Raw genomic sequence first — 23,751 nt, forward strand, 5'->3', positions numbered from 1 at the left:
ATTGATCGATACGAAACATTATCGTGGCCACACTGTGAAAGCAGACAACATAGTTCTTCTATTGCTGTTGCTTATGATAAATGAATATATTTGTTAAGTAAACACTTTTGTAATTGTCCGCTTCCACATTTGTAAAAATAGAATCAAATATATTTTTTGAACAGTCCATGTCTGTTACAATAGCCATATAAAAATCCATGTCCCTTTTTTCGAAATCGTACAGAAATATCCTGCTCGGGATATAATTTTACTATTTCTACAGACCCCGATGTAACATAGGCAATAAAAGACACATAATGCCCTTTACTCATCGAATGTTTCATCACAATAGAAAATTCATTGTCAACAGTTTCTACAAAAAGTGAATGCTCTTCCTCAGCGGTTTCTGCTTCCTGCTTTAGAAGTGTTATTCCACAACAAGAAAAATTCCCTTCGCCTACAGCTGTTATAATGTTCCCACAAATCGGGCATACATAGAATTGTATTCTTTTTATATTTCCGGATACATTTTCATTTGTCTTCAGATCTCCGGTAAATAATTCTGTCAGTGATACATGAAGTGCTTTTGCCAACTCTTCTACTATACTGATATCCGGCAAGCCTTTTTCTGTTTCCCACTTTGAAATTGTTTTATCGCTCACATTCAGTTTTTCTGCCAATTCCTTTTGCGTGATTCCGTGTTTGATCCTTAACGTTCTTATCGTATTTCCTGTTACATAACTCATAGTAATCTCCCTTCACCTATAAGTTTATTGTATCAGTAAAATCTTTTTTTACAATCTACGCTAAGTAGAATACCTTTTTCATGAGCCCTTCAATGATTCTCCCCTCATTTATTGCAACAACTTCTGTCAACAATATTTTGATTTTCTCAGATTAATCCGCATTTTTCAGCTGCTCGATCATGCTTTTCTTTCCCTGGAAATGATACGCAGCCTTTGGAACAAGCCACCCAAGCACCAGTAAAAACGGAAAAGTCACAAGCATTGGCCAGATTACAAACTGATATTTCATAAACCAGATCTGTGAGGTCAGTACCCGCAATATTGTCACGGACATCAACATACCGATGAGTAATGAAGATATCATTGTAAATCCTGCGTAATAAATCCCTTCCAATGTCAGCATCTTTATAATCTGTTTTTTCGTCATTCCGATTGATTCTAACATTGCCAGCTCACGGAGCCTTGTGACAATACTCGTCAGAATGGCATTGATAAAATTCAGGATACCGATCACGGCAACTACAAATGTCAAAAAACATCCAATGATTGTAAACATCCCTTTCAAACTTTCAAACTCGTTGGACCATTTTAATTTTGACTCGTAGTTCATCGTAGGCTCTGTCTTTTCCGAATAATTTTTGACGAATTGTTGAATCGCTTCTTCTCGGTCGTCTCTCACATCAAATGAATAGCTCATCAGATAGTCTTCCGATAAGTCCTTCCGAAATACTTCCGCTGTTGTATAATATGGAAATATCACAGAATAACGCGTAGATAACCCATAATAATTTTCTTTGATCACGGAGAGGATTTCTACTTCCCGCTCTTCGCCATTTGGAAAACTCAGAGTAACTTTGTCGCCCGCATGATGTACCATATCCTCTTTTCTTACCATTCCATTATCATCTGTCGACACTGCATAGATCAGATAGTTTCCCGTTGCCAGCTTTTCCTTAATCACATCAAGATCTTTCTCCCCTTCATAAACTTCCATTTTTTCAAATAGAAAATCATCTACCCCATAATACATTGTCTGATAGTTTTCTTCATTCAATTTTGTTACCGGAATTTTTTCTCCATTCCACATCCAGCAGAGTTCCCCATTTTCATTTACAGGCATATTTTTCGGAATTTTATAATCAGAAATCTTTACTCCGACCTGATCTGTTGCCGCATAGATCCGTCCACCTTTTTCAAATCCTTCCTGTTCTTCGCACGCTTCTATAAAGCTTTCCGTTAAATTTGATTCCTGAAGCTCTTCTTTTCTTGCAGAATACTCTGAATTAAAGTATTTTGCATTGACAATCACAAAATCGGAACTGACAAAGTTCGCCAGATACTTGTCCATATCAAATGCATTTGTAAAAGTAAAAATACTGTTTAATAATACGATTGCAAGCGACAACGACACGATTACAATAACGGTCTTCCCTTTATTTCTTCCTAAATTAGAAAGTGCCATCCGACTGATTTTCCCGCCGTCTGCCGTTTTTTTCTGTTTCTTCGCCTGCCTTTTTCCTTCTGTGTAGCGCACAGCCTCCACCGGGGAAACTTTTGCCGCCAATTTCGCCGGTTTCCCTGCCGAAATGAATACTGTGACAAGTGCAAACACGGTTGCCCCAACAAAAATCCACGGATTCATAGATACTGCCGAATCACTGTTTCCCGCTATCGTATGTGATAAAAGCATTGGTACGATCGCCTTTCCTACAAAAAATCCAACGAAAAGTCCACACGGAATTCCAATGGCAGAAAGTAACAATGCCTGCCTTCGGATAATCTTTTTAATCTGCTTTCCAGTCGTTCCAATCGTCTTCAAAAGCCCGTAGAACCGTATATCTTTCATAACAGAAATCTGAAAAATGTTATAAATAATCAGATAGCCTGTCAAAACAATCAAAAATCCAACACCTGCAATCGCAGCAACTGTCATAGGGTCTCCCGAAGTACTCTCAGAAATATATGCCCAGTTTGCGTTGCTTGCAATATAGTTTTTTTCTCCCTCTTTCGTGGAGTATCCACTTTCCCTGGCTACCTTATCCAGCTTCTTCTGTATCCCTTGGGAATTTTGAAAAATAATCTCCATTCGGATTGCGCCTACCGGAGAAGTATCCTGATCATAGGTGTACTGCAATTCCTCCTGATGTTCTGCCAGATATGCTTTGGATACAACAGTAAATCCCACATCAAGAGCCGGATTGGATCTGATCACTCCGGAAATGCGGAAGGTGCGCTCCACCGGCTCCTGCCCTTCCCGGATTTTCAGAAGCAGTGTAATCTGCTGCCCGGCTTTCGCTTTCATACCAAGCAGCTTTAACGATGTTTCATCGACCAGTACTTCCTCCGCCTTCTCCGGCGCTTTTCCATCAATGATCTCAATGAAATGGTGTCCATAAAAGTTCTTCGGATAATACCATATTTCCATATGTCGCTTTAAAAATTCCGAATTCTCCACCGTATTCGCCACGAGTCTGTTATCCGCACTTTCTTTGACCAGTGGATGTCTGCTCAGCTTTTCATACTGCTCCTCCGTAATGTTTTTGAATACTCCATGAGAATCACCATCTGCCTGACGCATGGTCTGCCGCTGAAAATTCTCTGCGGTTCCGATTCCCACTGTAAATAATGTGGTAAACAACATTGCAGTCAGTGCAATGGCGATAATGGCAATGACATTCCTTGTCCGATTTGCCCGGAAACTTTTATACGAGATCTTATCAATAACCTTTTTGTTACGCACCTTACGCATAGAATTCACCGCCCTTTCTGCGCGCATTTCTTCCCTTGATCTTTCCATCCTCGATACGTACGATCCGGTCTGCCATCTGGGCAATCTCCTCGTTATGTGTGATCATCACAACTGTTTGTCCGAACCGGTCGCTTGTCACTTTGAGAAGACTTAACACATCCTGACTTGTAGCTGAGTCAAGATTTCCCGTTGGCTCGTCGGCGAGGATGATCGCAGGCTTACTGGCAAGCGCCCGGGCAATGGCTACCCTCTGCTGCTGTCCACCGGATAACTGAGACGGAAGATTATACCTTTTCTTATCCAGTCCCAGTACATGGATCACATCCTCCACAAAGTCTTCATCGACTTCATTTCCATCCAGCTCGATCGGAAGGACGATATTTTCATAGACGTTTAGCACCGGAACAAGGTTGTAGCTCTGAAATACAAATCCAATCTTTCTTCTTCGAAAAATTGTCAGTTCTTCTGGTTTCAGTGTAGAAATATTTCTTCCATCTACAATGACCTGACCGGCTGTCGGCACATCTAAACCTCCGAGCATATGAAGCAATGTTGACTTTCCACTTCCCGACGTTCCTACGATCGATACAAATTCTCCCTGTGCTACCGCCAGATCCACACCGTCCAATGCCTTCACAAGGGTATCTCCGCTTCCATAATATTTTTTCAACTCTTTTGCCTCTAAAATTGTCATACCAACAACTCCTTTCTATTCACACAGTTTCTTTTCATCCCTAACCATTTTTTGTTCTTTCTATATAAGAAAAAGACCTTATAGAATCAGAACCCGCCCCTCTTTTCGTCATGCGGTTCCTTTCTATAAAGTCATTTTATAAAATCATTCTTACGAGAATCTTTCCAAAATCTAACAGTTTTGACAGATTTACTCTTTCTGAAGAAATATTTTAAAAATACTTCCGTTTCCTTCTTTGGATTCTACTTTGATATAGCCACCCTCGCGCTGAACGATTTCCCTGGCCAGATACAGTCCGATCCCGATGCCCTCTTCCTGCTGCACCAGGTCTGACCGGTAAAAGCGGCTGAAAATCTGTGCCCGCTCCTCTTCCCGGATTCCGATTCCCTGATCCTTGACCGCAATACAGAAATACATCTCATATGATATCCCTTCCACCTCTATCCGGCTTCCTTTCGGTGAATATTTTACTGCATTATCCAAAATATTATAGAGCGCTTCCTGCGTCCACTTCTGATCAAAGTTCGCTTTGCCTTCTATATCACCACAGATTTCTATCTGGATCTCCTTCTGCCTTGCCCTTGGCAGAATCTCCTCTGTCGCTTGACGCACAAGGCTTCCTACCCGCTGTACCGATGGACAGATTTTAAAAACATCCGACTCCAGCCGCGACATTTTCACAAGTGCCGTCGTGAGAAATTCCAGTTTTTTCGCATACGTTTCAATCTGTTCTGCCAGATATTTCTCCTGCTCTCCTTCGGTCTGCTCTTGTAAAAGTTCCGAATACAGCATGATATTTGCAAGTGGCGTCTTCATCTGATGAGAAATGTCCGAAATCATTGACTGAATATTTTCCCGCTCTGTTTTTGTCCGTTCCATCGACATACTGGACATCGTAAAATACTGTTTCCACTTTGACTCCAGCCGCGACAATTCTGTCTCATCATATGTCTCCTCCGTAAATGTTCCGTTGATTGCTTTAGTCAGCATCTCATCCAGTCTCTGAAGTGTCCTTGTTGTCCGAAAGATTCGCACACGGTTTCCCCCTTTCCCTTCTACCTTTTCTTTTTGTTTCTTCTATCTTTTTATCTCTCCCACACATAACCAAGTCCGTATACCGTTTGGATCGGATTTTTCTTTCCCGTCTGTTCCAGCTTTTTTCGCAGCCTTCCGACAGTCACCGAAAGTGCATTCTCCTCTACATACTGCGCTCCGTCACTCCAGATTCGATCCACCAGTTGCTCTCTGGTCAATGTCTGCCCCTGATGCTCAATCAAAATCCGCAGAAGCTTCTGCTCTGTCTTACTCAGCGTAACTTCCTGACCTTCTACTGTAAAATACATTTGTTCAAATACAAACCGATACCCGTCCTTTTCATAAATAAGACCTTTGTCCTGTGCCATCCGTGCAAGCATCCGTTCCACCCGCGCCCGCAGGATCATCAGACTGAATGGCTTCGTAATATAGTCATCCGCCCCGAGAGAAAATCCGGTCACCTGATCGATTTCCAAATCATTTGCCGTCAGCATAATAACCGAAACTTCCGACTCTCTCCGGATCTCCTCAAGAAAGGTATATCCACTCCCATCTGGAAGATTGATATCCAGAATGATAAGAGATACTCTCTCCTCTTTCCAGATTCTTCTTGCTTCTTTAAGATTGTACGCTGAATAAAATCGATGCTCCGGCGCGTGCAGGGCAAGTGTGATCCCTTGGTTTAAGCCTCTGTCATCTTCCACAATTAAAATCTTCTTCTCTGCCATACCGGCTCCCTCCTTTTCCGATTTCTCCATGTTTTCTGCTTTTTTCTCATTCAATTCCTTTGGATGAAATGCACAAAACTTTTTCTCTGACCTCTATTATATCGAATTTCTCCTCGCAAAAACAAGTTTTTCTTATCACTCTTCTGCATTTGCTCAAGCAAATCGTTTTTATAATATTCATTATTTGCGAATAAAAATACATTTTATTCTCATCTATTAGCGCTAATTTTTAATGTCTATTAGCCTTGATTTTTAATAGGTTTTTTTCTTATTTTTTGTGAAATTTTTTCTAAAAAATTGTAAAAAAAACATTTTCATCTTCCATCAGTTGTGATACAGTAAAGAAGTTCAGTAAGATAACACTCATTAATTACAGAAGGAGATTTGTACAATGAAGAAAATTTATGAAGGAAAAACCAAAGATGTATTCAGCCTTGAGAACGGAAATGTAATGCTCAAATTCAAAGATGACTGTACTGGAAAAGACGGAGTTTTTGATCCGGGCGAAAATAGTGTTGGATTAACAATCGAAGGTATTGGCAAAGCAAATCTTGAAACATCTGTTCACTATTTTGAACTGTTAAAAGATGCAGGCATCAAGACACACTATGTAGGTGCTGATGTGGAAAATGCTACAATGGAAGTGCTCCCTGCGACAGTGTTTGGACACGGATTAGAAGTAATCTGTCGTTTAGTTGCAACAGGAAGTTTCATCCGCAGATATGGAGAATATATCGAAGACGGAACAGTTCTTGACGGTGGTTATGTAGAGTGTACATTCAAAAACGATGCTTTAGGTGATCCGCTTGTGACTGGAGAAGGTCTTGCAGCACTCGGAATCATGACACCGGAAATGTTCGAAAGCATGAAAGAGCAGACATTAAAGATCACAAAGATCGTTGCTGATGATTTAAAATCTATCGGACTTGACCTCTGGGATATCAAATTTGAGTTCGGTTACAACAACGACGAAGTAATCCTGATCGATGAGATCGCTTCCGGAAACATGCGTGTTTACAAAGATGGAAAGATTGTAGAGCCAGTAGAACTGACAAAACTGATCTTAAATAGATAATACTGAAAAGGAACTGCCTGCAGATTTGATCAAGACAATTGACCAAACACCTTCTGCAAAGCAGTTCCTTTTTTATCCATTCTTATTTTCAACGGAGCAGCCAAATACGGCTGCTCCTTCTCTTCCCTTATTCCTTAGACTGATACAATCCCCACAGATATAAAATCGGCAAAATGAAATCGATAATGGAAAATACCTGAAATCCTACCAACATTATGGACTGGATAAATGCAATCACAACGATCACAAGGTAGATGATCATGCCGATCACACATACCTTAAAGGATTTTCCATTCAATCCAAAGATTCCGCATACAAGCATCAACAGGGAAGAAAATAATCCTTGAAGCAACGTCAACGGAGTTGCCATTGCTTTTACTGCACTCATATCTACTCCATTTACAACATCTCCCATAGACTGCAGCATAAAATAACTTCCTACGGTACCAATTGCCCCCATCACAGCAAGTACGATAAAGATAATTGATACAACTTTCAATAATTTGTTTGGTTTAAACATAGATCTCTCCTCCTTTTTCTTTTACTCTTCTGGCAAATTTCATTATGCCACAATGATTCCCTTCTGACAAATACATTTTCTTCTGTTACACTTTTAGAGCTGTCGCAGTGCATCGATCGGACTCATCTTCGCCGCCTTTCTCGCCGGATAAATGCCAAAGACAATTCCAACCCCACACGAGAAACAGGTCGTCAAAACGATTGCTGTCGGAGACAGTCTCGCAGATAATCCACCAATCTCCAGTACCGAGATTAGTCCAGACAGCCCTGCCCCGATCAAAATTCCGATGACTCCACCAATTCCAGAAATGATCGCAGACTCACACAAAAACTGTACGATAATGGATGATGTCTTCGCTCCCAGTGCCTTTCGGATTCCAATCTCTCTTGTCCGCTCTGTCACTGATACAAGCATGATGTTCATGACACCAATTCCTCCGACAACAAGGGAAATTCCTGCTACAAATGCTACAAATGCTGTCACCATGTCAAGCACGCTTCCCATCGCTTCCGCCATGTTCATCTCCTGCTGTTTGACAAAGAGCTCCTCACCCTCTCCCAAATGTCTTGCAGACAATGTCTGAATAGCAGATTTTGTAGCTGCATTTGCCTGGTCTCCACCATTTAAATAGATTGTCAGGCTGGAAAAATCCTCTATCTGGCTTCCCCAGTTTTCTGCTGCTGTATACGGCATCTCAAGAAATACCGGCATCTCCATACCGAACATCTTCATAGCTTCATCATTCGCCTTCATCAATTCCTCATCAGAATCCCGAACTCCAACTATCTGGATCGTCTGCAGTACACCTTCGATCGTCGCCTCTAACTCCATTCCGATGACATCCGGTGTCCCAAACAAATACAATGCACTTGCCTTGTCAATGACGCAGACAGAATCTGCATTGAGTACATTGTCTTCGGTAAAATAATTTCCTCGGATGATCGAAGTCTGCATTGGATTCTTCTCCTCATCCGGCATTGTCAGTGTAACTGACGCATCAAACTCTCCTTTTCTCGTCGTGACTGTCCCCATCGTTGCGCCGGAAGACACTACTCCGATTGCTTTATTTCCAAGATTATCCTTTACCGCCTTCAGATCGTCCCAGGTAATAATATTCGTGTAGCTTGTAGCATCTTTATTAACAATCACAGAGACACTTTTTGTCTCGTCGGTCGCCATCACATCTGCCTTTAATCCGCTTCCGATTGACACAATTGTGATCACAGAAGAAATTCCGATAATGATTCCGAGCATCGTGAGGAAAGAACGCCCTTTGTTGGACTTGATACTGTACAATGCCATCTTAATGTATTCCAATAATTGTGCCATCGCGTACCTACCTTTCTATTTCTCCTCTGACTTCGCCACAGTTGTCGTTGTTACTTTCATCCCCTCTTCCACCGTTCCAAAAGTATCTGCAACAACTTTGTCTCCTTCTTTCAGACCTGACTTGATCTCCACCTTGCTGTTGGATGTAATTCCAAGTTCCACTGCCTTTTTCTTCACAACACCACTTTGTACTACATAGACAAAATCTCCTTCGGTCGAAGTATTTACATTTTCATTCGGAAGGTAAAGGACATCCTTTTCCTCTGCCACTGTCATTGTCAACTTTGCCGCAACCCCGATATAGATATTCTCGTCTGGATTCTGAATCTTTACATTTGCACCAATCACCGGGTTCCCTTTTGTATTTGGAACTGCAATCTTATCGATAGATTCTACAACTCCATCGTATTTATACTTTCCGATTTTTACAACCGCCTTGCTTCCAACTTCTACTTTGTCAAAATCACTTGCAGGAATTTCCAGCTTTACATTGACATCCTGATTGCTCACAAGTGTAAATAACTCTCCTCCTGCGACAGCAGTGCCGCCCTCCATCGTCTTTACATCAGAGATCACACCATCAAAATCTGCCTTGATTCCATCTCTTGCCTTTGCCATCAGTTCCTCAGAGCTGAGCACTGCCAGTTCTGCCAGATTCTCCGTGATTGCCATATTGTTGATCTGTCCCTGTGTGAGACTCGTATCCGGAATGCTTGCACTCGGTGTTTCTACAGAAATACTTGCACGAAGCTGCTCTGCCTGTGCCTGTAATGCCTGTACTTCCTGCTGTATCTGCGCATATGCTTGCTGGCTTCCGGTCTGTATCTGGGCACTGACCTGGGCAATTTGGGCATCGAGCGCTGCGTTTGCCCCTTCTTTTTCTGCAATCTCTTTTGATCTCTCAGTAATCTCGGTCTCCAGTTGTGCCTTCTCTTCATCACTTACATTTCCTGTATTAATCTTTTCCCGGCGGCTGTTGACTTCCCCATACAATACAGAAATCCGCTCCAAATTCACAGCCTTCTGTGCATTCCATTCGTCCAACTGCGGCTGAAGAGTCTGGTTCGCAGTAATTTCATCTTGCACACTCTGCTCCAGCGATGCCATCTGCTGTGATTTCGCTGAAATCTGTGATTCTACACTGGCGATCTGCTGTTCTGCCTGTGCACGGGCTGCACCAGCTGCCGCCTGTGCATCGGTCGCTGCCTTCGCTGCCTCAGAAGCACTTCGATCTGCCTGCTCCCTTGCGCTTTGATTTGTATTGACTGCAGACTGAAGATCCATCTGTGCTTTCTGATTGTTCTTTTCCAGATCAGACGTATCAAATGCCACAAGAAGATCTCCTGCTTTCACTGCCTGCCCGACTTTCGCACGAAGCTGGCTGACCGGCGCATTGACCGGGGAATAAAATACCTTTTTCTTCTCGCTGTCCACTGTTCCGGATACATTGTAGATTTCTTTCACATCTCCTCGTACCACTTCGACAACTTCCACAGTTCCTCCTGTCTTTTTCTCTTTTGAAGTAAATTGGGACGCAATCACTGCGACAACAACAATTCCCCCGATAACTGGAACAATCACCCAGTTCGGAAGCTTCTTCTTTTTCTTACGGACATCTGTAGTTTCTTTGCTTCCTTCCTCTTCCTCCGACAGAACGATCATGTCTGTCTCTTCATAAATCTCTTTGTCTTTCTTTCTCACGACTATTCTCCTTGCTTCTCTTCGTTTAAATAATCCTGCTCAATTCTTCCATCTCGTATGTAGATTACTCGCTTTACCTGCTCCGCAATTTCATTATCATGTGTGATGATAATGACTGTCCTTCCTGACCTGTGAAGCCCTTCTAAAATCTGCATAATCTCTTTTGTAGATTTTGAATCCAGATTGCCGGTAGGTTCATCTGCCAGTATCACCGGAGGGCTTGCCGCGATCGCTCTCGCCACTGCGACACGTTGTTGCTGACCTCCTGACATCTCTGACGGTTTGTGTGTCATCCGCTTCTCGAGACCTACTTTGATCAGTGCCTGCTTTGCCGCGGCTCTTCGCGTCTTTCTGTCAATTCCCCGGTAGATCAACGGCAGCTCCACATTCCCAATCGCATCTAGATTTGCAATCAGATTAAACCCTTGAAAGATAAATCCAATCTCCTGATTTCTCACATCGGACAGTTCATTGTCCGTCATTCTCGAAACATCCTTTCCATGCAAAAAGTAACTTCCCGAAGTCGGTGTATCCAGACAACCAATCATATTCATCAATGTGGATTTTCCAGAGCCGGAATGACCAATGATCGCAACAAACTCTCCCTCATGGATCTCCAGGCTGACACCATCTAGCGCACGCACTTCGTTTTCACCCGGATTGTATATCTTATGCATATCTTTAATTGATATCAATGGTTCCACCTTGCCACCCCCATATTGCTATTCTGTGATATCTAAATGTACCTTTGTACTACTTAAATAATACAATTAGTATATCACTTTTTTCCATAATTGCAATCATTTTTTTTAGAATTCCAAAATGCAAAAAGAGATGAAAGAATACATCTCTGTATTTCTTCCATCTCTTTGTATTGATTTGTCTTATGACTTTTTATTTTATGCTCTGAAATAATCCTGGATCTTATACTAACTCAAGGAGAACTTCCATTGCAGCATCACCTTTACGAAGACCAATCTTAACGATTCTTGTGTATCCACCTTTACGATCTTCGTATTTTGGTGCGATTTCGCTGAATAATTTTTCAACTAAATCTACTTCTTTTGTATTTTTCTTTCTTCCAGCAGCTTTTTCCGGAACTTCTGTCACTGGGTAGAGAACTTTTAACATTTCTCTTCTTGCATGAAGTCTTGAAGGCATGTCTTTTTTGATTGTCTTTTCTACTTCATCGTAAACTGTAACTTTCTTTCCGTCTACAACTTCTTTCACTCTCTTGCCGTCTTTATCTTTACGTGCAACTTTTGCTTTTACAGTTACTTCTTCGTAATTGTCTTTTTCTTTTACTGCTAAAGCGATAAGACCTTCTGCAACTTTGCGGATTTCTTTTGCTTTTGCTTCTGTTGTAACGATCTTACCATTGTGAAGTAATGCTGTTACCTGGTTTCTGATTAATGCTTTTCTCTGGCTGCTTGTTCTGCCAAGTTTTCTATATTTTGCCATTTTTAATTTCCTCCATATTTCGGAACACACGGCTATGCACTTCGGGCTTATTAACCGGTGTCATCTAGTTATGCATCTTCGGGCTTACTAGCTAGATGCTGTTATCATTTACTCTTCTCCCGGGCTTAATTCTAATCCGAGTTCTTTTAATTTTGCAAGAACTTCCTCTAATGATTTCCGTCCGAGGTTACGAACTTTCATCATATCTTCCGGAGTTCTGTTTGTCAGTTCTTCCACTGTATTGATGCCGGCTCTCTTTAAGCAGTTGTAAGAACGAACAGAAAGCTCTAATTCATCAATGCTCATCTCTAACACTTTTTCTTTTTCATCGTCTTCTTTTTCGATCATAACTTCTGCAGCCTGAGCTACTTCTGAAAGATCGATGAATAATTTCAAGTGTTCGTTGAGAACCTTAGCAGCAAGGCTGACTGCCTCATCTGGAAGTAATGTTCCATTTGTATATACATCCAGTGTCAGTTTATCATAGTCTGTGATCTGTCCAACACGAGTATTCTCTACTGTCAGATTTACACGTTCTACCGGTGTGTAGATAGAATCAATCGGAATCACGCCGATCGGCAGTTCTTCGTTCTTGTTCTTATCTGCACTGATATAACCTCTGCCTTTTGTGATAGTAAGTTCCATGTAAAGTTTGCTGTCTGCACCGCCATTTAATGTAGCGATCACTGCATCCGGATTCATGATCTCGATATCTGGATCCACCTGAATATCAGCAGCAGTCACGACACCTTCGCCCTCGAACTCAATATAAGCAGTCTTCGGCTCATCTGTCTCGGAACTGTTCTTGATTGCCAGTGATTTCAGATTCATGATGATCTCTGTCACATCTTCCTTCACGCCCGGAATTGAACTGAACTCATGTAACACACCGTCAATCTTTACGTGGCTGATTGCAGCTCCCGGTAAAGAAGAAAGCATGATTCTTCTCAGAGAGTTACCAAGTGTTGTACCATATCCTCTTTCTAAAGGTTCTACAACAAATCTGCCATATTTTTTGTCTTCTGAAATCTCAGTAATTTCAATATTTGGTTTATTAAAATCAAACACGATAAAGTCCCTCCTTCTGGGCTATTAAACTATTGAGGGTAACTATACTCCAAATAAACTTCCCACAGCATATCTATATGCCGTACACATTTTCACACGATACTATGTCTGAATCCGCATTCCGACAAATAATATGTGATAGGATACAACTAGGGGTTCTCACAAAATGAAGCATTCAGCCAAGATATTGCCAACCGCCGATAGACGAAGACGATCTCCTGTAGAAATTTTCCATTTTGCAACACCCCTGTCTGTTGCAGCGTAATCAAACGCAAAAGGTTTAATTATTTAGAATATAATTCGACGATCAACATCTCATCTACTGGAACGTCGATTGCTTCTCTTAATGGAAGTTCTTTTACAGTTCCTTTTAAGTTTTCAGCGTCTGCTTCTAACCAATCTGGTACCATTCTTCCGCCAGTCACTTCTAAGATGTCTTTGTATCTCTGAGAACCTTTATTCTTTTCTTTAATTTCGATAACATCTCCTGCTTTTACTAAGTAAGAAGGAATGTTTACCTGTTTTCCATTTACTAATACATGCTTATGGTCAACAATCTGTCTAGCTTCTTTTCTTGTTCTTGCTAAACCTAAACGGAATACAACGTTGTCTAATCTTGATTCAAGGAGAATCATAAGGTTATCACCTGTCATTCCGTTCATTTTCTGCGCCTTTGCAAAATAGTTTCTGAAAGGTTTTTCTAAAACGCCATAGATAAATTTTGCTTTTTGTTTTTCGCGTAATTGAAGTCCGTATTCGCTCATTTTTCTATTAGCTCTTTTTAATTGTCTGTTAGATTTTTTATCAATTCCTAAATAGATTGGGTCCATACCTAATGAACGGCATCTTTTCAGAACTGGAACTCTATTTACTGCCATTTTCGTATCCTCCTAATTACACTCTTCTACGTTTTGGTGGGCGACATCCGTTATGTGGAACTGGTGTTACGTCCTTGATGCTTGTTACATCGATTCCGCATGCCTGAAGCGCACGGATTGCTGCTTCTCTACCAGAACCTGGTCCTTTTACCATAACGTCTACTGATTTCAAACCATGTACTAATGCTGCTTTTGCTGCTGTCTCAGCTGCCATCTGTGCTGCATAAGGAGTAGATTTCCTTGAACCTCTAAATCCCAGACCACCTGCACTTGCCCATGAAAGAGCATTTCCCTGAGCATCTGTTAATGTTACGATTGTATTATTAAAAGATGATTGGATATGTGCCTGTCCGCGTTCAACGTTTTTCTTGACACGTTTCTTTGTCACTTTTTTTGTAACTTTCTTAGCCATTTAAACTAACCTACTTTCTACGAATTCTTATTATTTCTTCTTGTTTGCTACTGTTCTCTTAGGACCTTTTCTTGTTCTGGCATTTGTCTTTGTCTTCTGACCACGTACCGGAAGTCCTCTTCTGTGACGGATTCCTCTATAGCATCCGATTTCCTGTAATCTCTTGATGTTAAGAGCGATCTCTCTTCTAAGATCACCTTCTACTAACTGAGTTTCATCGATTACAGCACTGATTTTCTTTACTTCTTCGTCAGTTAAATCTCTGACACGAGTATCAGGATTTACTCCTGCCTCTTCTAAGATACGATTAGAGCTTACTCTACCGATTCCGTAGATGTAAGTTAATCCGATTTCTACACGTTTGTCTCTTGGTAAGTCTACACCAGCAATACGAGCCATGTGATTTTCCTCCATTTTGAATCTTGGTCAGCAAGAAGTATGCATAGCCCCTGGGTTACAGGTCTGAAATGTAGTATACACCCTCTTCTGCCGTAGTTTATATTGTCTCAAATTGGGACGCCGGGATCTTCATCCTTCTTCACTGCGTCCAGCCACAGTTTCCTGTGACCTTTCTGGCCGGAGCCAGTATTATAAGCAATATACAATCGGTATGTTCTTGTATATTTTAATAACACCACACACCCTGGTGTGTCATGTTACAGCCGCCTAAATAAATCTTTGTGCTTTACGCACAAATTCGACAACGACGCTTATTATCCTTGTCTTTGTTTGTGTTTCGGATTTTCACAGATTACTCTGATGCTTCCTTTTCTTTTAATGATTTTGCATTTTTCGCAAATTGGTTTAACTGATGATCTAACCTTCACGTCAAATCCTCCTTTCATCCACTGCTCTGCCTATATTTACCCACTATTCTGCAAAATAATCACAGAACAGTTCGCCTAATATTATAGCATTATAATTTTAATAAAGTCAATAGTTTTTTACTTATCTCTCCAAATAATTCTACCTTTTGACAAATCATACGGTGATAACTCTAAGGTTACTTTATCTCCCGGAAGAATTTTGATAAAATTCATACGCAACTTTCCGCTGATATGTGCAAGTACCTGATGTCCATTTTCTAATTCTACCTGAAACATCGCATTTGGTAACTTCTCTACTACTGTTCCTTCAATTTCAATCACGTCAGCTTTTGACATTTTTTACACCCTCCTAATGATTCACGTTCTTTTCCTTATATAATTTCAGTATCCGTTTTACTGCCACATCGTCTGCGGCCTGTATCTCGTATCGTTCTGTAATGATCTGTACATGCTTCCTTTTCTTTTTTTTAGGTTTGTCACATGTACGATTCTCTCCATTTACAAGATACACATCGTTTTCATCCATATCTTTGATGATATAAATCTGCCCTTTGTCATGCCCGGCTTTTGATCTTGCGAGCATTCCTGTTTCTAATTCCTTCATATTCTGTCCTCTTACTTCAATAAGGTTAAAAGTACCGGTTCGTCTTTTGTGATCAACACCGTATTTTCGTAATGTGCAGATAAGGAACCATCTCTTGTCACGACTGTCCAGTCATCATCCAGCCAGTCGACCTCATGCGTACCGATGTTGATCATCGGTTCGATCGCCAGTGTCATTCCAGCGCGCAGTTTCGGTCCTCTTCTTCCCTGTGCAAAGTTTGGTATCTCAGGTGATTCATGCAGGTGAGTACCGATTCCATGTCCGCATAATTCTCTTACGACACCATATCCTCTCTCCTCCGCATATCTTCCGATTGCTGCTGAAATTTCAAATAAATGCATTCCCTCTCGGGCAAATTTGATTCCTTCAAAGAAAGATTCCCTTGTCACCCTGATCAGATCAGCTGCTTCCTTGCTGATTTCGCCGACCGCATGTGTCCTTGCAGCATCCGAATGATATCCTTTGTAGATCACTCCTGCATCGAGACTGACAATATCTCCTTCTTTTATGATCCTGTTCTTCGACGGAATCCCATGTACCACTTCGTCATTGACTGATACACAGATGGACGCCGGATATCCATTATAATTGAGAAATGACGGAATGCATCCATAACTTCTGATCACTTCCTCACCGATCTTATCAATGTCAAGTGTCGTCATCCCCGGGTGCAATGCCTTCTCAAGTTCCTCATGTACGGCTGCGAGAATCCTTCCCGCCTCTGTCATCAGTTCGATTTCTCTTGCCGATTTCATTGTAATTGGCATATGCTTACGCTCCTAAAATCTCAACGATCGCCGCAAATACAGCTTCCATATCCACTGTTCCGTCGACCTCTTTTAATACATGCTTCTCTGTGTAGTAATGGATCAAAGGCTGTGTCTGCTCATGGTAAACACCAAGACGTTTTAAAACTGTCTCTGGCTGATCGTCCTCTCTTAAGATCAAATCTGCACCACAGACATCACATACATTCTCCATCTTTGTCGGTGCATATTCTACATGATAAGTGGCACCGCAGCCTACACATGCTCTTCTTCCTGACATTCGATTTACAATGTTTTCATCTGGTACTTCTACATTGATCGCATAGTCCACTTTCTGTCCAAGTGCTTCCAATGCACGGTCAAGCGCTTCTGCCTGCGGAATTGTTCTCGGGAATCCATCAAGTACATATCCATTTTTGCAGTCTTCCTGATTCACTCGATCCACAACCAGATTTACTACAAGCTCATCCGGAACAAGAAGTCCCTGATCCATATATGTCTTTGCCTGTTTTCCCAGTTCTGTCCCGTTTTTAATATTCGCTCTGAAAATATCTCCTGTGGAAATATGTGGGATCTGATATTTTGCAGCAATTTTTTTTGCCTGTGTTCCTTTGCCTGCCCCCGGCGCACCTAGCATAATAATTTTCATGGCATTTTCCTCCAAACGCGACGATATGTCCGTATAGTATTTTAGTGTTCTGAAAAAATTCAGAACACTAATTGATTACTTATTTAAAAAACCTTTATAATTTCGTACAAGCAGCTGGGATTCAATCTGTTTGATCGTCTCCAGTACAACACCTACGATAATGATCAGAGATGTTCCGCCGAAGGAAACATTTGCTCCGAGCCAGCCATTGAATACGAAAGGAATTACCTGTACAATGATCAGTCCTACTGCTCCGATAAAGATGATATAATTCAGGATCTTTGTCAGATAGTCTGCTGTCGGTTTTCCCGGACGGATACCCGGAATGAACCCACCGCTCTTTTTCATATTGTTTGCAATCTCTAACGGATTAAATGTAATAGATGTATAGAAATATGCAAAGAAAACAGTCAGGACAATATATAAGATCAGTCCCCAGGAATATTTTAATTGCTCTGGATTACACCAGTTATTAGAACTTAATCCTTTCAGAATCTCACTTCCGATTCCCTTTCCGTTTCCCTTTCCTAAGAAAGAAGCGATCACGACCGGGAATTGCATCAGAGAAGATGCAAAAATAACAGGAACAACACCTGCTGTATTTACTTTCAATGGGATAAATGAAGACTGTCCTCCTACACTTCTTCTTCCCTGGATTCTCTGGGAATACTGAACAGCGATCTTTCTCTGTCCATCTTGAAGAATAATAACAAAGACAACTACTACAAGTATAATTGCAAGTATAATAACAGCTGCGAGTCCTGCGGAAGCAAGGCTCTTGCCTTTCATGAACTGATTATACAGTGTCACAAAGTCATCCGGTACTCTTGAAATGATATTGATCAGAAGTACGATGGAAATACCATTTCCCACACCCTTCTCATTAATCCGCTCACCGATCCACATAAGAAACGCAGAACCGGCTGTGAGTGTCACTACTACTACTGCAGCATTTACAAAATTAAAATCAACAAGAAGTCCCTGACGTCCAAATCCAACAGCCATTGCTGTAGATTCAATCAGTGCAAGAGCTACTGTCACATAACGAGTAATCGCTGCGATCTTCTTTCTTCCATCTTCTCCATCTTTCTGCATTTCCTCTAATTTTGGAATTGCAATTGTGAGAAGCTGCATAATGATAGAAGATGTAATGTATGGAGTGATGCTCAGCGCGAATACTGACATCTGTGTGAAAGAACCGCCAGTGAAAGCGTTAAAAAAGTTAAACGCTTCCCCTGTCTGACTTTCAAAAAAATTCTGAATATAAGTTGGATCAACACCCGGTGTCGGCAATTGTGAACCTATTCGAATCACAACAAGCATCATAAATGTATAGAAAATCTTTTTTCTAATATCTGCCACTTGAAATGCTTTCCGAAATGTTTTTAGCATTAGATCACCTCTGCTTTTCCACCGAGAGCCTCAATTTTTGCTGCAGCGCTTGCGCTGAAAGCGTTTGCCTGAACAGTAAGTTTCTTTGTAAGTTCACCGTTTCCAAGAATCTTAACACCATCTCTAGGATTCTTAACAATTCCTGCTTCGATTAATGTCTCAACTGAAACAACTGAATCATTTTCAAATACTTCTAATGCGCTCAGATTAATACCAACGATTTCTTTAGAGTTTCTGCATGTGAAACCTCTCTTTGGTATTCTTCTGTATAATGGCATCTGTCCACCTTCAAAACCTGGTCTTGTAGCGCCTGAACGTGCTTTCTGACCTTTATGTCCTTTACCAGCAGTTTTGCCATTTCCTGACCCATGTCCGCGGCCTCTTCTGAAATTATCACTATGTTTTGACCCATCAGCAGGTCTTAAGCTTGATAAGTTCATCGTGACACCTCCTTGTCTATAATTATGCTTCTTCTACTTTCACTAAATGTCTAACTTGCTGAACCATTCCTCTTGTTGCAGCGTTGTCCGGTAATTCAACTGTTTTGTTCAGTTTCTTTAAACCTAAAGCTTCCACTGTCTTTTTGTGTTTTGGAACAGCACCGATTGTAGATTTTACTAATGTAACTTTTAAATTTGCCATGTTCAATCTCCTCCTTAGCCTAAAATCTCTTCAACAGATTTTCCGCGAAGTTTAGCTACTTCTTCTGGAGTTTTAATCTGACTTAATCCCTCGATCGTAGCAAGTACTACGTTCTGTTTGTTGTTAGATCCTAAAGATTTTGTACGGATATTTTTGATACCTGCAAGCTCGATAACCGCACGTGCCGGACCTCCGGCGATAACTCCAGTACCGTCTGGAGCTTTTTTAAGTAATACAGAAGCACTTCCGAATTTACCAATTAAATCGTGTGTAATACTTCCATTCTCATCTAATGAAACAGAAATAAGTTTTTTTGCTGCATCTTCTTTTCCTTTGCGGATTGCTTCCGGAATTTCAGCAGCTTTTCCTAAACCAGCACCAACATGGCCATTTCCATCACCAACAACTACTAAAGCTGTGAATCTGAAGTTACGACCACCTTTAACAACTTTTGTTACTCGTTTGATTGATACCACTTTTTCTGTTAGTTCTAATTGACTAGCATCAATGCGATTTTGTTTCATTGTGTTCCTCCTCCTAGAATTCTAATCCAGCTTCTCTAGCTGCATCAGCTAATGCTTTGATTTTTCCCTGGTATATAAATCCGCCTCTGTCAAAGACAACAGTGTTAATACCTTTTTCGATTGCTCTCTTTGCAATCACTGTTCCTAAATATGCTGCTGCATCAACGTTGTTAGTTTTTTCTAATTCTGCTTTTACTTCTTTCTGAAGAGTAGATGCAGATACCAGAGTCTTTCCAACTGTATCGTCAATAATTTGAGCATACATATGATTATTACTTCTGAACACAGCTAAACGTGGTCTCTCAGCTGTACCGCTGAAACGGTTACGCAGTCTTCTATGTTTGTTTACGCGAACTTCGCTTCTTGATTTTTTACTAACCATTTTCACACTCTCCTTAATTATTTTTTACCAGTCTTACCAACTTTACGTCTGATAACTTCATCAGCATATTTAATACCTTTACCTTTGTAAGGTTCCGGTCTTCTCTTATCTCTGATTTCAGCTGCGTATTGGCCTACTTTTTCTTTATCGATACCTTTTACAGTAATTTTGTTCTGTCCGTCAAGTACTGTTTCAACACCTTCTGGATCGATCATTTCTACTGGGTGAGAGTATCCTAAACTTAATGTTAATTTGTTTCCTGATTTTGCGGCTTTGTAACCAACACCATTTACTTCAAGAACTTTTTCGTATCCCTGAGTAACACCAACTACCATGTTGTTGATGAGTGTTCTTGTAAGACCGTGTAACGCTTTCATTCTCTTTAAGTCGCTTGGTCTTGTTACTACGATTTCTTCGCCTTCTTTTTTGATTTCCATCTCTGTTGGAAGCTCTCTTACAAGAGTTCCTTTAGGACCTGTTACAGTCACTTTGTTGTTCTCAGCGATTTCCACAGTTACACCTGCTGGAATTGCTACTGGCAGTCTTCCGATACGTGACATACCTTTACCTCCTACACTTAAATTTTCGGAGAAGCAATTTATGCTTCTCTGTTTTCAGTTGCATTTGCCGATTACCAAACGAAGCAGAGTACCTCTCCACCAACATTCAGTTTTCTAGCTTCTTTATCAGTAACTACACCATGATTTGTAGAAATGATAGCTGTTCCAAGTCCGCCTAATACTCTAGGAAGATCTTCTTTGTTTGCATATACACGAAGACCTGGCTTAGAGATTCTCTTAAGACCTGTGATAACTTTTTCATTCTTATCTGCACCATATTTTAATGTGATGCGGATTGTCTTGAAGTTACCATCTTCGATTACGTCATATTTTGCAATGTATCCTTCGTTGAAAAGGATTTCTGCGATAGCAAGTTTCATTTTAGATGCCGGAACATCTACTGTATCATGTTTTGCAGTGTTTGCATTACGGATTCTTGTAAGCATATCTGCGATTGGATCACTCATAGTCATTTGAAGTTGCCTCCTATTTTTTCATTCTTCATTTACTTGTTACATCCTTCAGATGCAGCCGGAAAATCCGACCGCTTCTACTACGGATATCCTGTTTGCTCTTTCTATTTTGTGGCTTACCAGGAAGCTTTCTTTACTCCCGGGATCTGTCCTTTGTATGCTAATTCACGGAAACATACTCTGCAGATTCCGTATTTTCTTAAATATGCATGTGGACGACCACAGATTCTACAACGATTGTACTCTCTAGTAGAGAATTTTTGTTTACGTTGTTGTTTAATTTTCATAGATGTTTTTGCCATGAAATATTTCCTCCCTACTATTTTGTAAATGGCATATTGAATAATTTCAATAATTCGCGAGCTTCTTCGTCAGTCTTAGCTGTTGTAACAAAGATAACGTCCATACCTCTTACTTTATCTACTTTATCGTATTCGATTTCCGGGAAGATTAATTGTTCTTTGATACCAAGAGCATAGTTACCTCTTCCATCAAATGCGTTCGGATTTACTCCTCTGAAGTCACGTACACGAGGTAATGCTAAGTTGATCAGACGATCTGCAAACTCATACATTTTTTCTCCTCTTAAAGTAACTTTACATCCGATAGCCATTCCTTCTCTTAATTTGAAGTTCGCTACAGATTTTTTTGCTTTTGTGAGAACTGCTTTCTGTCCTGAGATTTTCTCAAGATCAGCTACTGCTGATTCTAACACTTTCGCATTGTCTTTTGCTTCGCCAACACCCATGTTGATAACGATCTTATCAAGTTTTGGCACTTCCATAATATTTTTGTATCCAAATTTCTTAATCATAGCATCTACGATTTCGTTTTGGTATTGTTCTTTCAGTCTACTCAAAGTTCTGGTCCTCCTTTCCCGAATTAGTTCTTCTTATCAACGATCACTTCGCCTGTTGATTTTGCTACACGCACTTTTTTGTCTCCGTCCATCTTGAACCCGATTCTTGTAGGTTTTCCGTTGTGGACATACATTACGTTAGAAATATCAATAGGACCTTCTTGGTGAACGATACCGCCATTCTGATTAGCAGCACTTGGTTTTGTGTGCTTTGTCAGCATATTGATACCTTCAACTAATACTGTTCCGTCTTTTTTGTTGACAGCAATTACTTTGCCTTCTTTATCTTTATCTTTTCCAGCGATCACTTTTACAGTATCACCTTTTTTGATTTTCATAGTTGACATTCCGGTACCTCCTTATAATACTTCTGGAGCTAATGAAACAATTTTCATAAACTGTTTCTCACGAAGCTCTCTCGCTACTGGTCCAAAAATACGAGTTCCTCTTGGGTTTTTGTCATCTTTAATAATTACAGCAGCATTTTCATCAAATCTGATATAAGAACCGTCTTTACGACGAGCACCTTTTACTGTACGTACAACTACGGCTTTCACTACATCGCCTTTTTTAACAACACCACCTGGTGTTGCATCTTTAACGCTGGCAACGATCACATCACCAATGCTGGCATATCTTCTAGTAGAACCACCTAACACGCGGATGCAGAGTAATTCTTTAGCACCTGTGTTGTCTGCTACTTTAAGTCTACTTTCTTGTTGTATCATGCCGGTAAACCTCCTTCATAATTCTAAAGCAAATTATTTTGCTTTTTCCATAATTTCTACAAGTCTCCATCTCTTATCTTTTGATAAAGGTCTTGTTTCCATAACTTTTACGATATCGCCCATTCCGCATTCGTTGTTTTCATCATGAGCTTTTAATTTATATGTTCTCTTTACGATTTTGTTGTACAGAGGGTGTTTTACGTGATCCTCTACTGCAACTACGATAGTTTTATCCATCTTGTCACTTACAACTTTACCTGTACGAGTTTTTCTTAAATTTCTTTCCACAGTTTCTACTCCTTTCCGAAGTTCCTGAAGCTATATTCTATGAATATTACTCAGCTTTTGCCATTTCTGTAATTACAGTCTGGATTCTGGCAATATTTTTTCTTACTTCTTTAATTCTGCTTGTGTTGTCTAATTGATTTGTTGCGTTCTGGAATCTTAAGTTGAAAAGTTCCTTTTTAGCAGCTACTAATTCTTCATTCAATTCTGCAGCTGATTTTGCCTTTAAATCTTCTACAAATTTATTAATTTTCACTGTTATCACCGCCTTCTAATTCTTCGCGAGAAACAATCTTACATTTACAAGGTAACTTGTGCATTGCAAGACGTAATGCTTCACGAGCTACTTCTTCAGGTACTCCTGAAAGTTCAAACATTACACGTCCTGGTTTTACAACTGCTACCCAGTATTCCAGAGTTCCTTTACCAGAACCCATACGTGTTTCAGCTGGTTTTGTAGTTACAGGTTTGTCCGGGAATATCTTGATCCAAACTTTACCACCACGTTTGATGTAACGTGTCATAGCGATACGGGCTGCTTCGATCTGATTTGAACGGATCCAGCATGGTTCCATTGCAACAATACCATATTCACCGTTTGTGATTTTATTTCCACGTAAAGCTTTTCCTTTCATAGAACCACGGAATTGTTTACGACGTTTTACTCTTTTAGGCATTAACATA

Annotated in this window: 34 protein-coding genes; 1 reads left to right on the plus strand and 33 read right to left on the minus strand. The window is 40.6% G+C overall.

All coding sequences use genetic code 11. The features are described 5' to 3' along the window. Positions 1 to 143 precede the first annotated feature (143 nt). The 5 genes from ACGG81_RS12240 to ACGG81_RS12260 form a co-directional block, all read right to left on the minus strand. Positions 144 to 725, minus strand: a complete 582-nt coding sequence (locus ACGG81_RS12240) for a helix-turn-helix domain-containing protein (protein WP_117577821.1) — start codon at positions 723 to 725, stop codon at positions 144 to 146. A 151-nt stretch (positions 726 to 876) separates the two neighbouring features. After that, positions 877 to 3,501: an ABC transporter permease gene (locus ACGG81_RS12245; protein WP_390108592.1), complete on the minus strand. Its 2,625-nt coding sequence runs from the start codon at positions 3,499 to 3,501 to the stop codon at positions 877 to 879. Continuing rightward, positions 3,467 to 4,168 carry an ABC transporter ATP-binding protein gene (locus tag ACGG81_RS12250; RefSeq protein WP_016439563.1) on the minus strand — a complete coding sequence of 234 codons (702 nt, stop codon included), beginning with the start codon at positions 4,166 to 4,168 and terminating at the stop codon, positions 3,467 to 3,469. The genes ACGG81_RS12245 and ACGG81_RS12250 overlap by 35 nt, the downstream gene beginning before the upstream one ends. Positions 4,169 to 4,357: 189 nt before the next feature. Next, positions 4,358 to 5,203 (minus strand): sensor histidine kinase KdpD, encoded by an 846-nt coding sequence (locus tag ACGG81_RS12255; RefSeq protein WP_270665694.1) that lies wholly within the window; start codon positions 5,201 to 5,203, stop codon positions 4,358 to 4,360. A gap of 50 nt (positions 5,204 to 5,253) precedes the next feature. After that, entirely contained in the window at positions 5,254 to 5,931 is a 678-nt protein-coding gene (locus ACGG81_RS12260; protein WP_270665693.1) for a response regulator transcription factor, read from the minus strand. 391 nt (positions 5,932 to 6,322) lie between these two features. On the opposite strand from ACGG81_RS12260, the gene ACGG81_RS12265 reads away from it, so the two are divergent. Beyond that, complete coding sequence (locus ACGG81_RS12265) at positions 6,323 to 7,006, plus strand: phosphoribosylaminoimidazolesuccinocarboxamide synthase (RefSeq protein ID WP_008976972.1); 684 nt, start codon at positions 6,323 to 6,325, stop codon at positions 7,004 to 7,006. Between the two features lie 127 nt (positions 7,007 to 7,133). Here the strand turns inward: ACGG81_RS12265 and ACGG81_RS12270 are convergent, their stop codons facing one another. The 28 genes from ACGG81_RS12270 to rplP all read right to left on the minus strand — a co-directional run bounded on the left by ACGG81_RS12270 (position 7,134) and on the right by rplP (position 23,750). Continuing rightward, positions 7,134 to 7,526 (minus strand): hypothetical protein, encoded by a 393-nt coding sequence (locus ACGG81_RS12270; RefSeq protein WP_009263319.1) that lies wholly within the window; start codon positions 7,524 to 7,526, stop codon positions 7,134 to 7,136. A 93-nt stretch (positions 7,527 to 7,619) separates the two neighbouring features. Further along, positions 7,620 to 8,855 (minus strand): ABC transporter permease, encoded by a 1,236-nt coding sequence (locus tag ACGG81_RS12275; protein ID WP_009263320.1) that lies wholly within the window; start codon positions 8,853 to 8,855, stop codon positions 7,620 to 7,622. Positions 8,856 to 8,870: 15 nt separating this feature from the next. Then, positions 8,871 to 10,556 carry an HlyD family efflux transporter periplasmic adaptor subunit gene (locus ACGG81_RS12280; protein WP_390108598.1) on the minus strand — a complete coding sequence of 562 codons (1,686 nt, stop codon included), beginning with the start codon at positions 10,554 to 10,556 and terminating at the stop codon, positions 8,871 to 8,873. 2 nt (positions 10,557 to 10,558) lie between these two features. Continuing rightward, entirely contained in the window at positions 10,559 to 11,251 is a 693-nt protein-coding gene (locus ACGG81_RS12285) for an ABC transporter ATP-binding protein (RefSeq protein WP_117577867.1), read from the minus strand. A gap of 229 nt (positions 11,252 to 11,480) precedes the next feature. Then, a complete protein-coding gene (locus tag ACGG81_RS12290; protein ID WP_008976977.1) occupies positions 11,481 to 12,017 on the minus strand; it encodes a bL17 family ribosomal protein in 537 nt (178 codons plus the stop codon). Positions 12,018 to 12,125: 108 nt separating this feature from the next. Continuing rightward, complete coding sequence (locus tag ACGG81_RS12295) at positions 12,126 to 13,085, minus strand: DNA-directed RNA polymerase subunit alpha (RefSeq protein WP_008976978.1); 960 nt, start codon at positions 13,083 to 13,085, stop codon at positions 12,126 to 12,128. A 284-nt stretch (positions 13,086 to 13,369) separates the two neighbouring features. Continuing rightward, a complete protein-coding gene (gene rpsD / locus ACGG81_RS12300; RefSeq protein WP_008976979.1) occupies positions 13,370 to 13,963 on the minus strand; it encodes a 30S ribosomal protein S4 in 594 nt (197 codons plus the stop codon). A 16-nt stretch (positions 13,964 to 13,979) separates the two neighbouring features. After that, positions 13,980 to 14,375 (minus strand): 30S ribosomal protein S11, encoded by a 396-nt coding sequence (rpsK, locus tag ACGG81_RS12305; RefSeq protein ID WP_004607272.1) that lies wholly within the window; start codon positions 14,373 to 14,375, stop codon positions 13,980 to 13,982. Positions 14,376 to 14,405: 30 nt separating this feature from the next. Beyond that, a complete protein-coding gene (rpsM, locus tag ACGG81_RS12310; protein WP_008976980.1) occupies positions 14,406 to 14,774 on the minus strand; it encodes a 30S ribosomal protein S13 in 369 nt (122 codons plus the stop codon). Between the two features lie 314 nt (positions 14,775 to 15,088). Next, positions 15,089 to 15,202, minus strand: coding sequence for a 50S ribosomal protein L36 (gene rpmJ, locus ACGG81_RS12315; protein ID WP_003497809.1), 114 nt, complete (start codon positions 15,200 to 15,202; stop codon positions 15,089 to 15,091). 117 nt (positions 15,203 to 15,319) lie between these two features. Then, entirely contained in the window at positions 15,320 to 15,538 is a 219-nt protein-coding gene (infA, locus tag ACGG81_RS12320) for a translation initiation factor IF-1 (RefSeq protein ID WP_004607275.1), read from the minus strand. Between the two features lie 13 nt (positions 15,539 to 15,551). Further along, on the minus strand, positions 15,552 to 15,806 hold the full coding sequence (locus ACGG81_RS12325) for an RNA-binding protein (RefSeq protein WP_008976981.1): 255 nt from the start codon (positions 15,804 to 15,806) through the stop codon (positions 15,552 to 15,554). Between the two features lie 11 nt (positions 15,807 to 15,817). Beyond that, positions 15,818 to 16,573 carry a type I methionyl aminopeptidase gene (map, locus tag ACGG81_RS12330; protein ID WP_390108616.1) on the minus strand — a complete coding sequence of 252 codons (756 nt, stop codon included), beginning with the start codon at positions 16,571 to 16,573 and terminating at the stop codon, positions 15,818 to 15,820. 4 nt (positions 16,574 to 16,577) lie between these two features. Next, on the minus strand, positions 16,578 to 17,222 hold the full coding sequence (locus tag ACGG81_RS12335) for an adenylate kinase (protein ID WP_390108619.1): 645 nt from the start codon (positions 17,220 to 17,222) through the stop codon (positions 16,578 to 16,580). A gap of 75 nt (positions 17,223 to 17,297) precedes the next feature. Further along, a complete protein-coding gene (gene secY, locus ACGG81_RS12340; RefSeq protein WP_008976984.1) occupies positions 17,298 to 18,614 on the minus strand; it encodes a preprotein translocase subunit SecY in 1,317 nt (438 codons plus the stop codon). Further along, positions 18,614 to 19,054 (minus strand): 50S ribosomal protein L15, encoded by a 441-nt coding sequence (gene rplO / locus ACGG81_RS12345; protein WP_008976985.1) that lies wholly within the window; start codon positions 19,052 to 19,054, stop codon positions 18,614 to 18,616. The genes secY and rplO overlap by 1 nt, the downstream gene beginning before the upstream one ends. A 22-nt stretch (positions 19,055 to 19,076) precedes the next feature. Then, entirely contained in the window at positions 19,077 to 19,256 is a 180-nt protein-coding gene (gene rpmD, locus ACGG81_RS12350; protein ID WP_008976986.1) for a 50S ribosomal protein L30, read from the minus strand. A 14-nt stretch (positions 19,257 to 19,270) separates the two neighbouring features. Beyond that, the gene (gene rpsE, locus ACGG81_RS12355; RefSeq protein WP_008976987.1) at positions 19,271 to 19,780 is read right to left on the minus strand and encodes a 30S ribosomal protein S5; all 510 of its coding nucleotides are present in this window, start codon (positions 19,778 to 19,780) and stop codon (positions 19,271 to 19,273) included. A gap of 13 nt (positions 19,781 to 19,793) precedes the next feature. Beyond that, positions 19,794 to 20,162: a 50S ribosomal protein L18 gene (gene rplR, locus ACGG81_RS12360; protein ID WP_008976988.1), complete on the minus strand. Its 369-nt coding sequence runs from the start codon at positions 20,160 to 20,162 to the stop codon at positions 19,794 to 19,796. Positions 20,163 to 20,179: 17 nt separating this feature from the next. Next, positions 20,180 to 20,722, minus strand: a complete 543-nt coding sequence (rplF, locus tag ACGG81_RS12365) for a 50S ribosomal protein L6 (protein ID WP_008976989.1) — start codon at positions 20,720 to 20,722, stop codon at positions 20,180 to 20,182. A 71-nt stretch (positions 20,723 to 20,793) separates the two neighbouring features. Further along, a complete protein-coding gene (gene rpsH / locus ACGG81_RS12370) occupies positions 20,794 to 21,195 on the minus strand; it encodes a 30S ribosomal protein S8 (RefSeq protein ID WP_008976990.1) in 402 nt (133 codons plus the stop codon). 116 nt (positions 21,196 to 21,311) lie between these two features. Then, on the minus strand, positions 21,312 to 21,497 hold the full coding sequence (locus ACGG81_RS12375; protein ID WP_004611895.1) for a type Z 30S ribosomal protein S14: 186 nt from the start codon (positions 21,495 to 21,497) through the stop codon (positions 21,312 to 21,314). A 17-nt stretch (positions 21,498 to 21,514) separates the two neighbouring features. Beyond that, positions 21,515 to 22,054, minus strand: coding sequence for a 50S ribosomal protein L5 (gene rplE / locus ACGG81_RS12380; RefSeq protein ID WP_008976991.1), 540 nt, complete (start codon positions 22,052 to 22,054; stop codon positions 21,515 to 21,517). 23 nt (positions 22,055 to 22,077) lie between these two features. Continuing rightward, a complete protein-coding gene (gene rplX / locus ACGG81_RS12385; RefSeq protein WP_008976992.1) occupies positions 22,078 to 22,401 on the minus strand; it encodes a 50S ribosomal protein L24 in 324 nt (107 codons plus the stop codon). Positions 22,402 to 22,413: 12 nt separating this feature from the next. Beyond that, the gene (gene rplN / locus ACGG81_RS12390; protein WP_008976993.1) at positions 22,414 to 22,782 is read right to left on the minus strand and encodes a 50S ribosomal protein L14; all 369 of its coding nucleotides are present in this window, start codon (positions 22,780 to 22,782) and stop codon (positions 22,414 to 22,416) included. A gap of 33 nt (positions 22,783 to 22,815) precedes the next feature. Next, positions 22,816 to 23,070 (minus strand): 30S ribosomal protein S17, encoded by a 255-nt coding sequence (gene rpsQ, locus ACGG81_RS12395; protein ID WP_008976994.1) that lies wholly within the window; start codon positions 23,068 to 23,070, stop codon positions 22,816 to 22,818. Between the two features lie 46 nt (positions 23,071 to 23,116). Continuing rightward, a complete protein-coding gene (rpmC, locus tag ACGG81_RS12400) occupies positions 23,117 to 23,323 on the minus strand; it encodes a 50S ribosomal protein L29 (RefSeq protein ID WP_008976995.1) in 207 nt (68 codons plus the stop codon). Continuing rightward, positions 23,313 to 23,750 (minus strand): 50S ribosomal protein L16, encoded by a 438-nt coding sequence (gene rplP, locus ACGG81_RS12405; protein ID WP_008976996.1) that lies wholly within the window; start codon positions 23,748 to 23,750, stop codon positions 23,313 to 23,315. Before rplP ends, rpmC begins: the two co-directional genes overlap by 11 nt. Between the last annotated feature and the right edge of the window lies 1 nt (position 23,751).

The organism is Faecalimonas umbilicata, from assembly GCF_042846195.1.
GTDB lineage: Bacteria > Bacillota > Clostridia > Lachnospirales > Lachnospiraceae > Faecalimonas > Faecalimonas umbilicata.

Coding starts and splice junctions, on each gene's coding strand:
- ACGG81_RS12240 (WP_117577821.1), bottom strand. CDS start 725: ATGAGTTATGTAACAGGAAATACGATAAGAACGTTAAGGATCAAACAC.
- ACGG81_RS12245 (WP_390108592.1), bottom strand. CDS start 3,501: ATGCGCGCAGAAAGGGCGGTGAATTCTATGCGTAAGGTGCGTAACAAA.
- ACGG81_RS12250 (WP_016439563.1), bottom strand. CDS start 4,168: ATGACAATTTTAGAGGCAAAAGAGTTGAAAAAATATTATGGAAGCGGA.
- ACGG81_RS12260 (WP_270665693.1), bottom strand. CDS start 5,931: ATGGCAGAGAAGAAGATTTTAATTGTGGAAGATGACAGAGGCTTAAAC.
- ACGG81_RS12265 (WP_008976972.1), top strand. CDS start 6,323: ATGAAGAAAATTTATGAAGGAAAAACCAAAGATGTATTCAGCCTTGAG.
- ACGG81_RS12270 (WP_009263319.1), bottom strand. CDS start 7,526: ATGTTTAAACCAAACAAATTATTGAAAGTTGTATCAATTATCTTTATC.
- ACGG81_RS12275 (WP_009263320.1), bottom strand. CDS start 8,855: ATGGCACAATTATTGGAATACATTAAGATGGCATTGTACAGTATCAAG.
- ACGG81_RS12290 (WP_008976977.1), bottom strand. CDS start 12,017: ATGGCAAAATATAGAAAACTTGGCAGAACAAGCAGCCAGAGAAAAGCA.
- rpsD (WP_008976979.1), bottom strand. CDS start 13,963: ATGGCAGTAAATAGAGTTCCAGTTCTGAAAAGATGCCGTTCATTAGGT.
- rpsK (WP_004607272.1), bottom strand. CDS start 14,375: ATGGCTAAGAAAGTTACAAAAAAAGTGACAAAGAAACGTGTCAAGAAA.
- rpsM (WP_008976980.1), bottom strand. CDS start 14,774: ATGGCTCGTATTGCTGGTGTAGACTTACCAAGAGACAAACGTGTAGAA.
- infA (WP_004607275.1), bottom strand. CDS start 15,538: ATGTCAAAAGCTGACGTGATTGAAATTGAAGGAACAGTAGTAGAGAAG.
- ACGG81_RS12325 (WP_008976981.1), bottom strand. CDS start 15,806: ATGAAGGAATTAGAAACAGGAATGCTCGCAAGATCAAAAGCCGGGCAT.
- map (WP_390108616.1), bottom strand. CDS start 16,573: ATGCCAATTACAATGAAATCGGCAAGAGAAATCGAACTGATGACAGAG.
- ACGG81_RS12335 (WP_390108619.1), bottom strand. CDS start 17,222: ATGAAAATTATTATGCTAGGTGCGCCGGGGGCAGGCAAAGGAACACAG.
- secY (WP_008976984.1), bottom strand. CDS start 18,614: ATGCTAAAAACATTTCGGAAAGCATTTCAAGTGGCAGATATTAGAAAA.
- rplO (WP_008976985.1), bottom strand. CDS start 19,054: ATGAACTTATCAAGCTTAAGACCTGCTGATGGGTCAAAACATAGTGAT.
- rpmD (WP_008976986.1), bottom strand. CDS start 19,256: ATGGCAAATTTAAAAGTTACATTAGTAAAATCTACAATCGGTGCTGTT.
- rpsE (WP_008976987.1), bottom strand. CDS start 19,780: ATGAAACAAAATCGCATTGATGCTAGTCAATTAGAACTAACAGAAAAA.
- rplR (WP_008976988.1), bottom strand. CDS start 20,162: ATGGTTAGTAAAAAATCAAGAAGCGAAGTTCGCGTAAACAAACATAGA.
- rplF (WP_008976989.1), bottom strand. CDS start 20,722: ATGTCACGTATCGGAAGACTGCCAGTAGCAATTCCAGCAGGTGTAACT.
- rpsH (WP_008976990.1), bottom strand. CDS start 21,195: ATGACTATGAGTGATCCAATCGCAGATATGCTTACAAGAATCCGTAAT.
- ACGG81_RS12375 (WP_004611895.1), bottom strand. CDS start 21,497: ATGGCAAAAACATCTATGAAAATTAAACAACAACGTAAACAAAAATTC.
- rplX (WP_008976992.1), bottom strand. CDS start 22,401: ATGTCAACTATGAAAATCAAAAAAGGTGATACTGTAAAAGTGATCGCT.
- rplN (WP_008976993.1), bottom strand. CDS start 22,782: ATGATACAACAAGAAAGTAGACTTAAAGTAGCAGACAACACAGGTGCT.
- rplP (WP_008976996.1), bottom strand. CDS start 23,750: ATGTTAATGCCTAAAAGAGTAAAACGTCGTAAACAATTCCGTGGTTCT.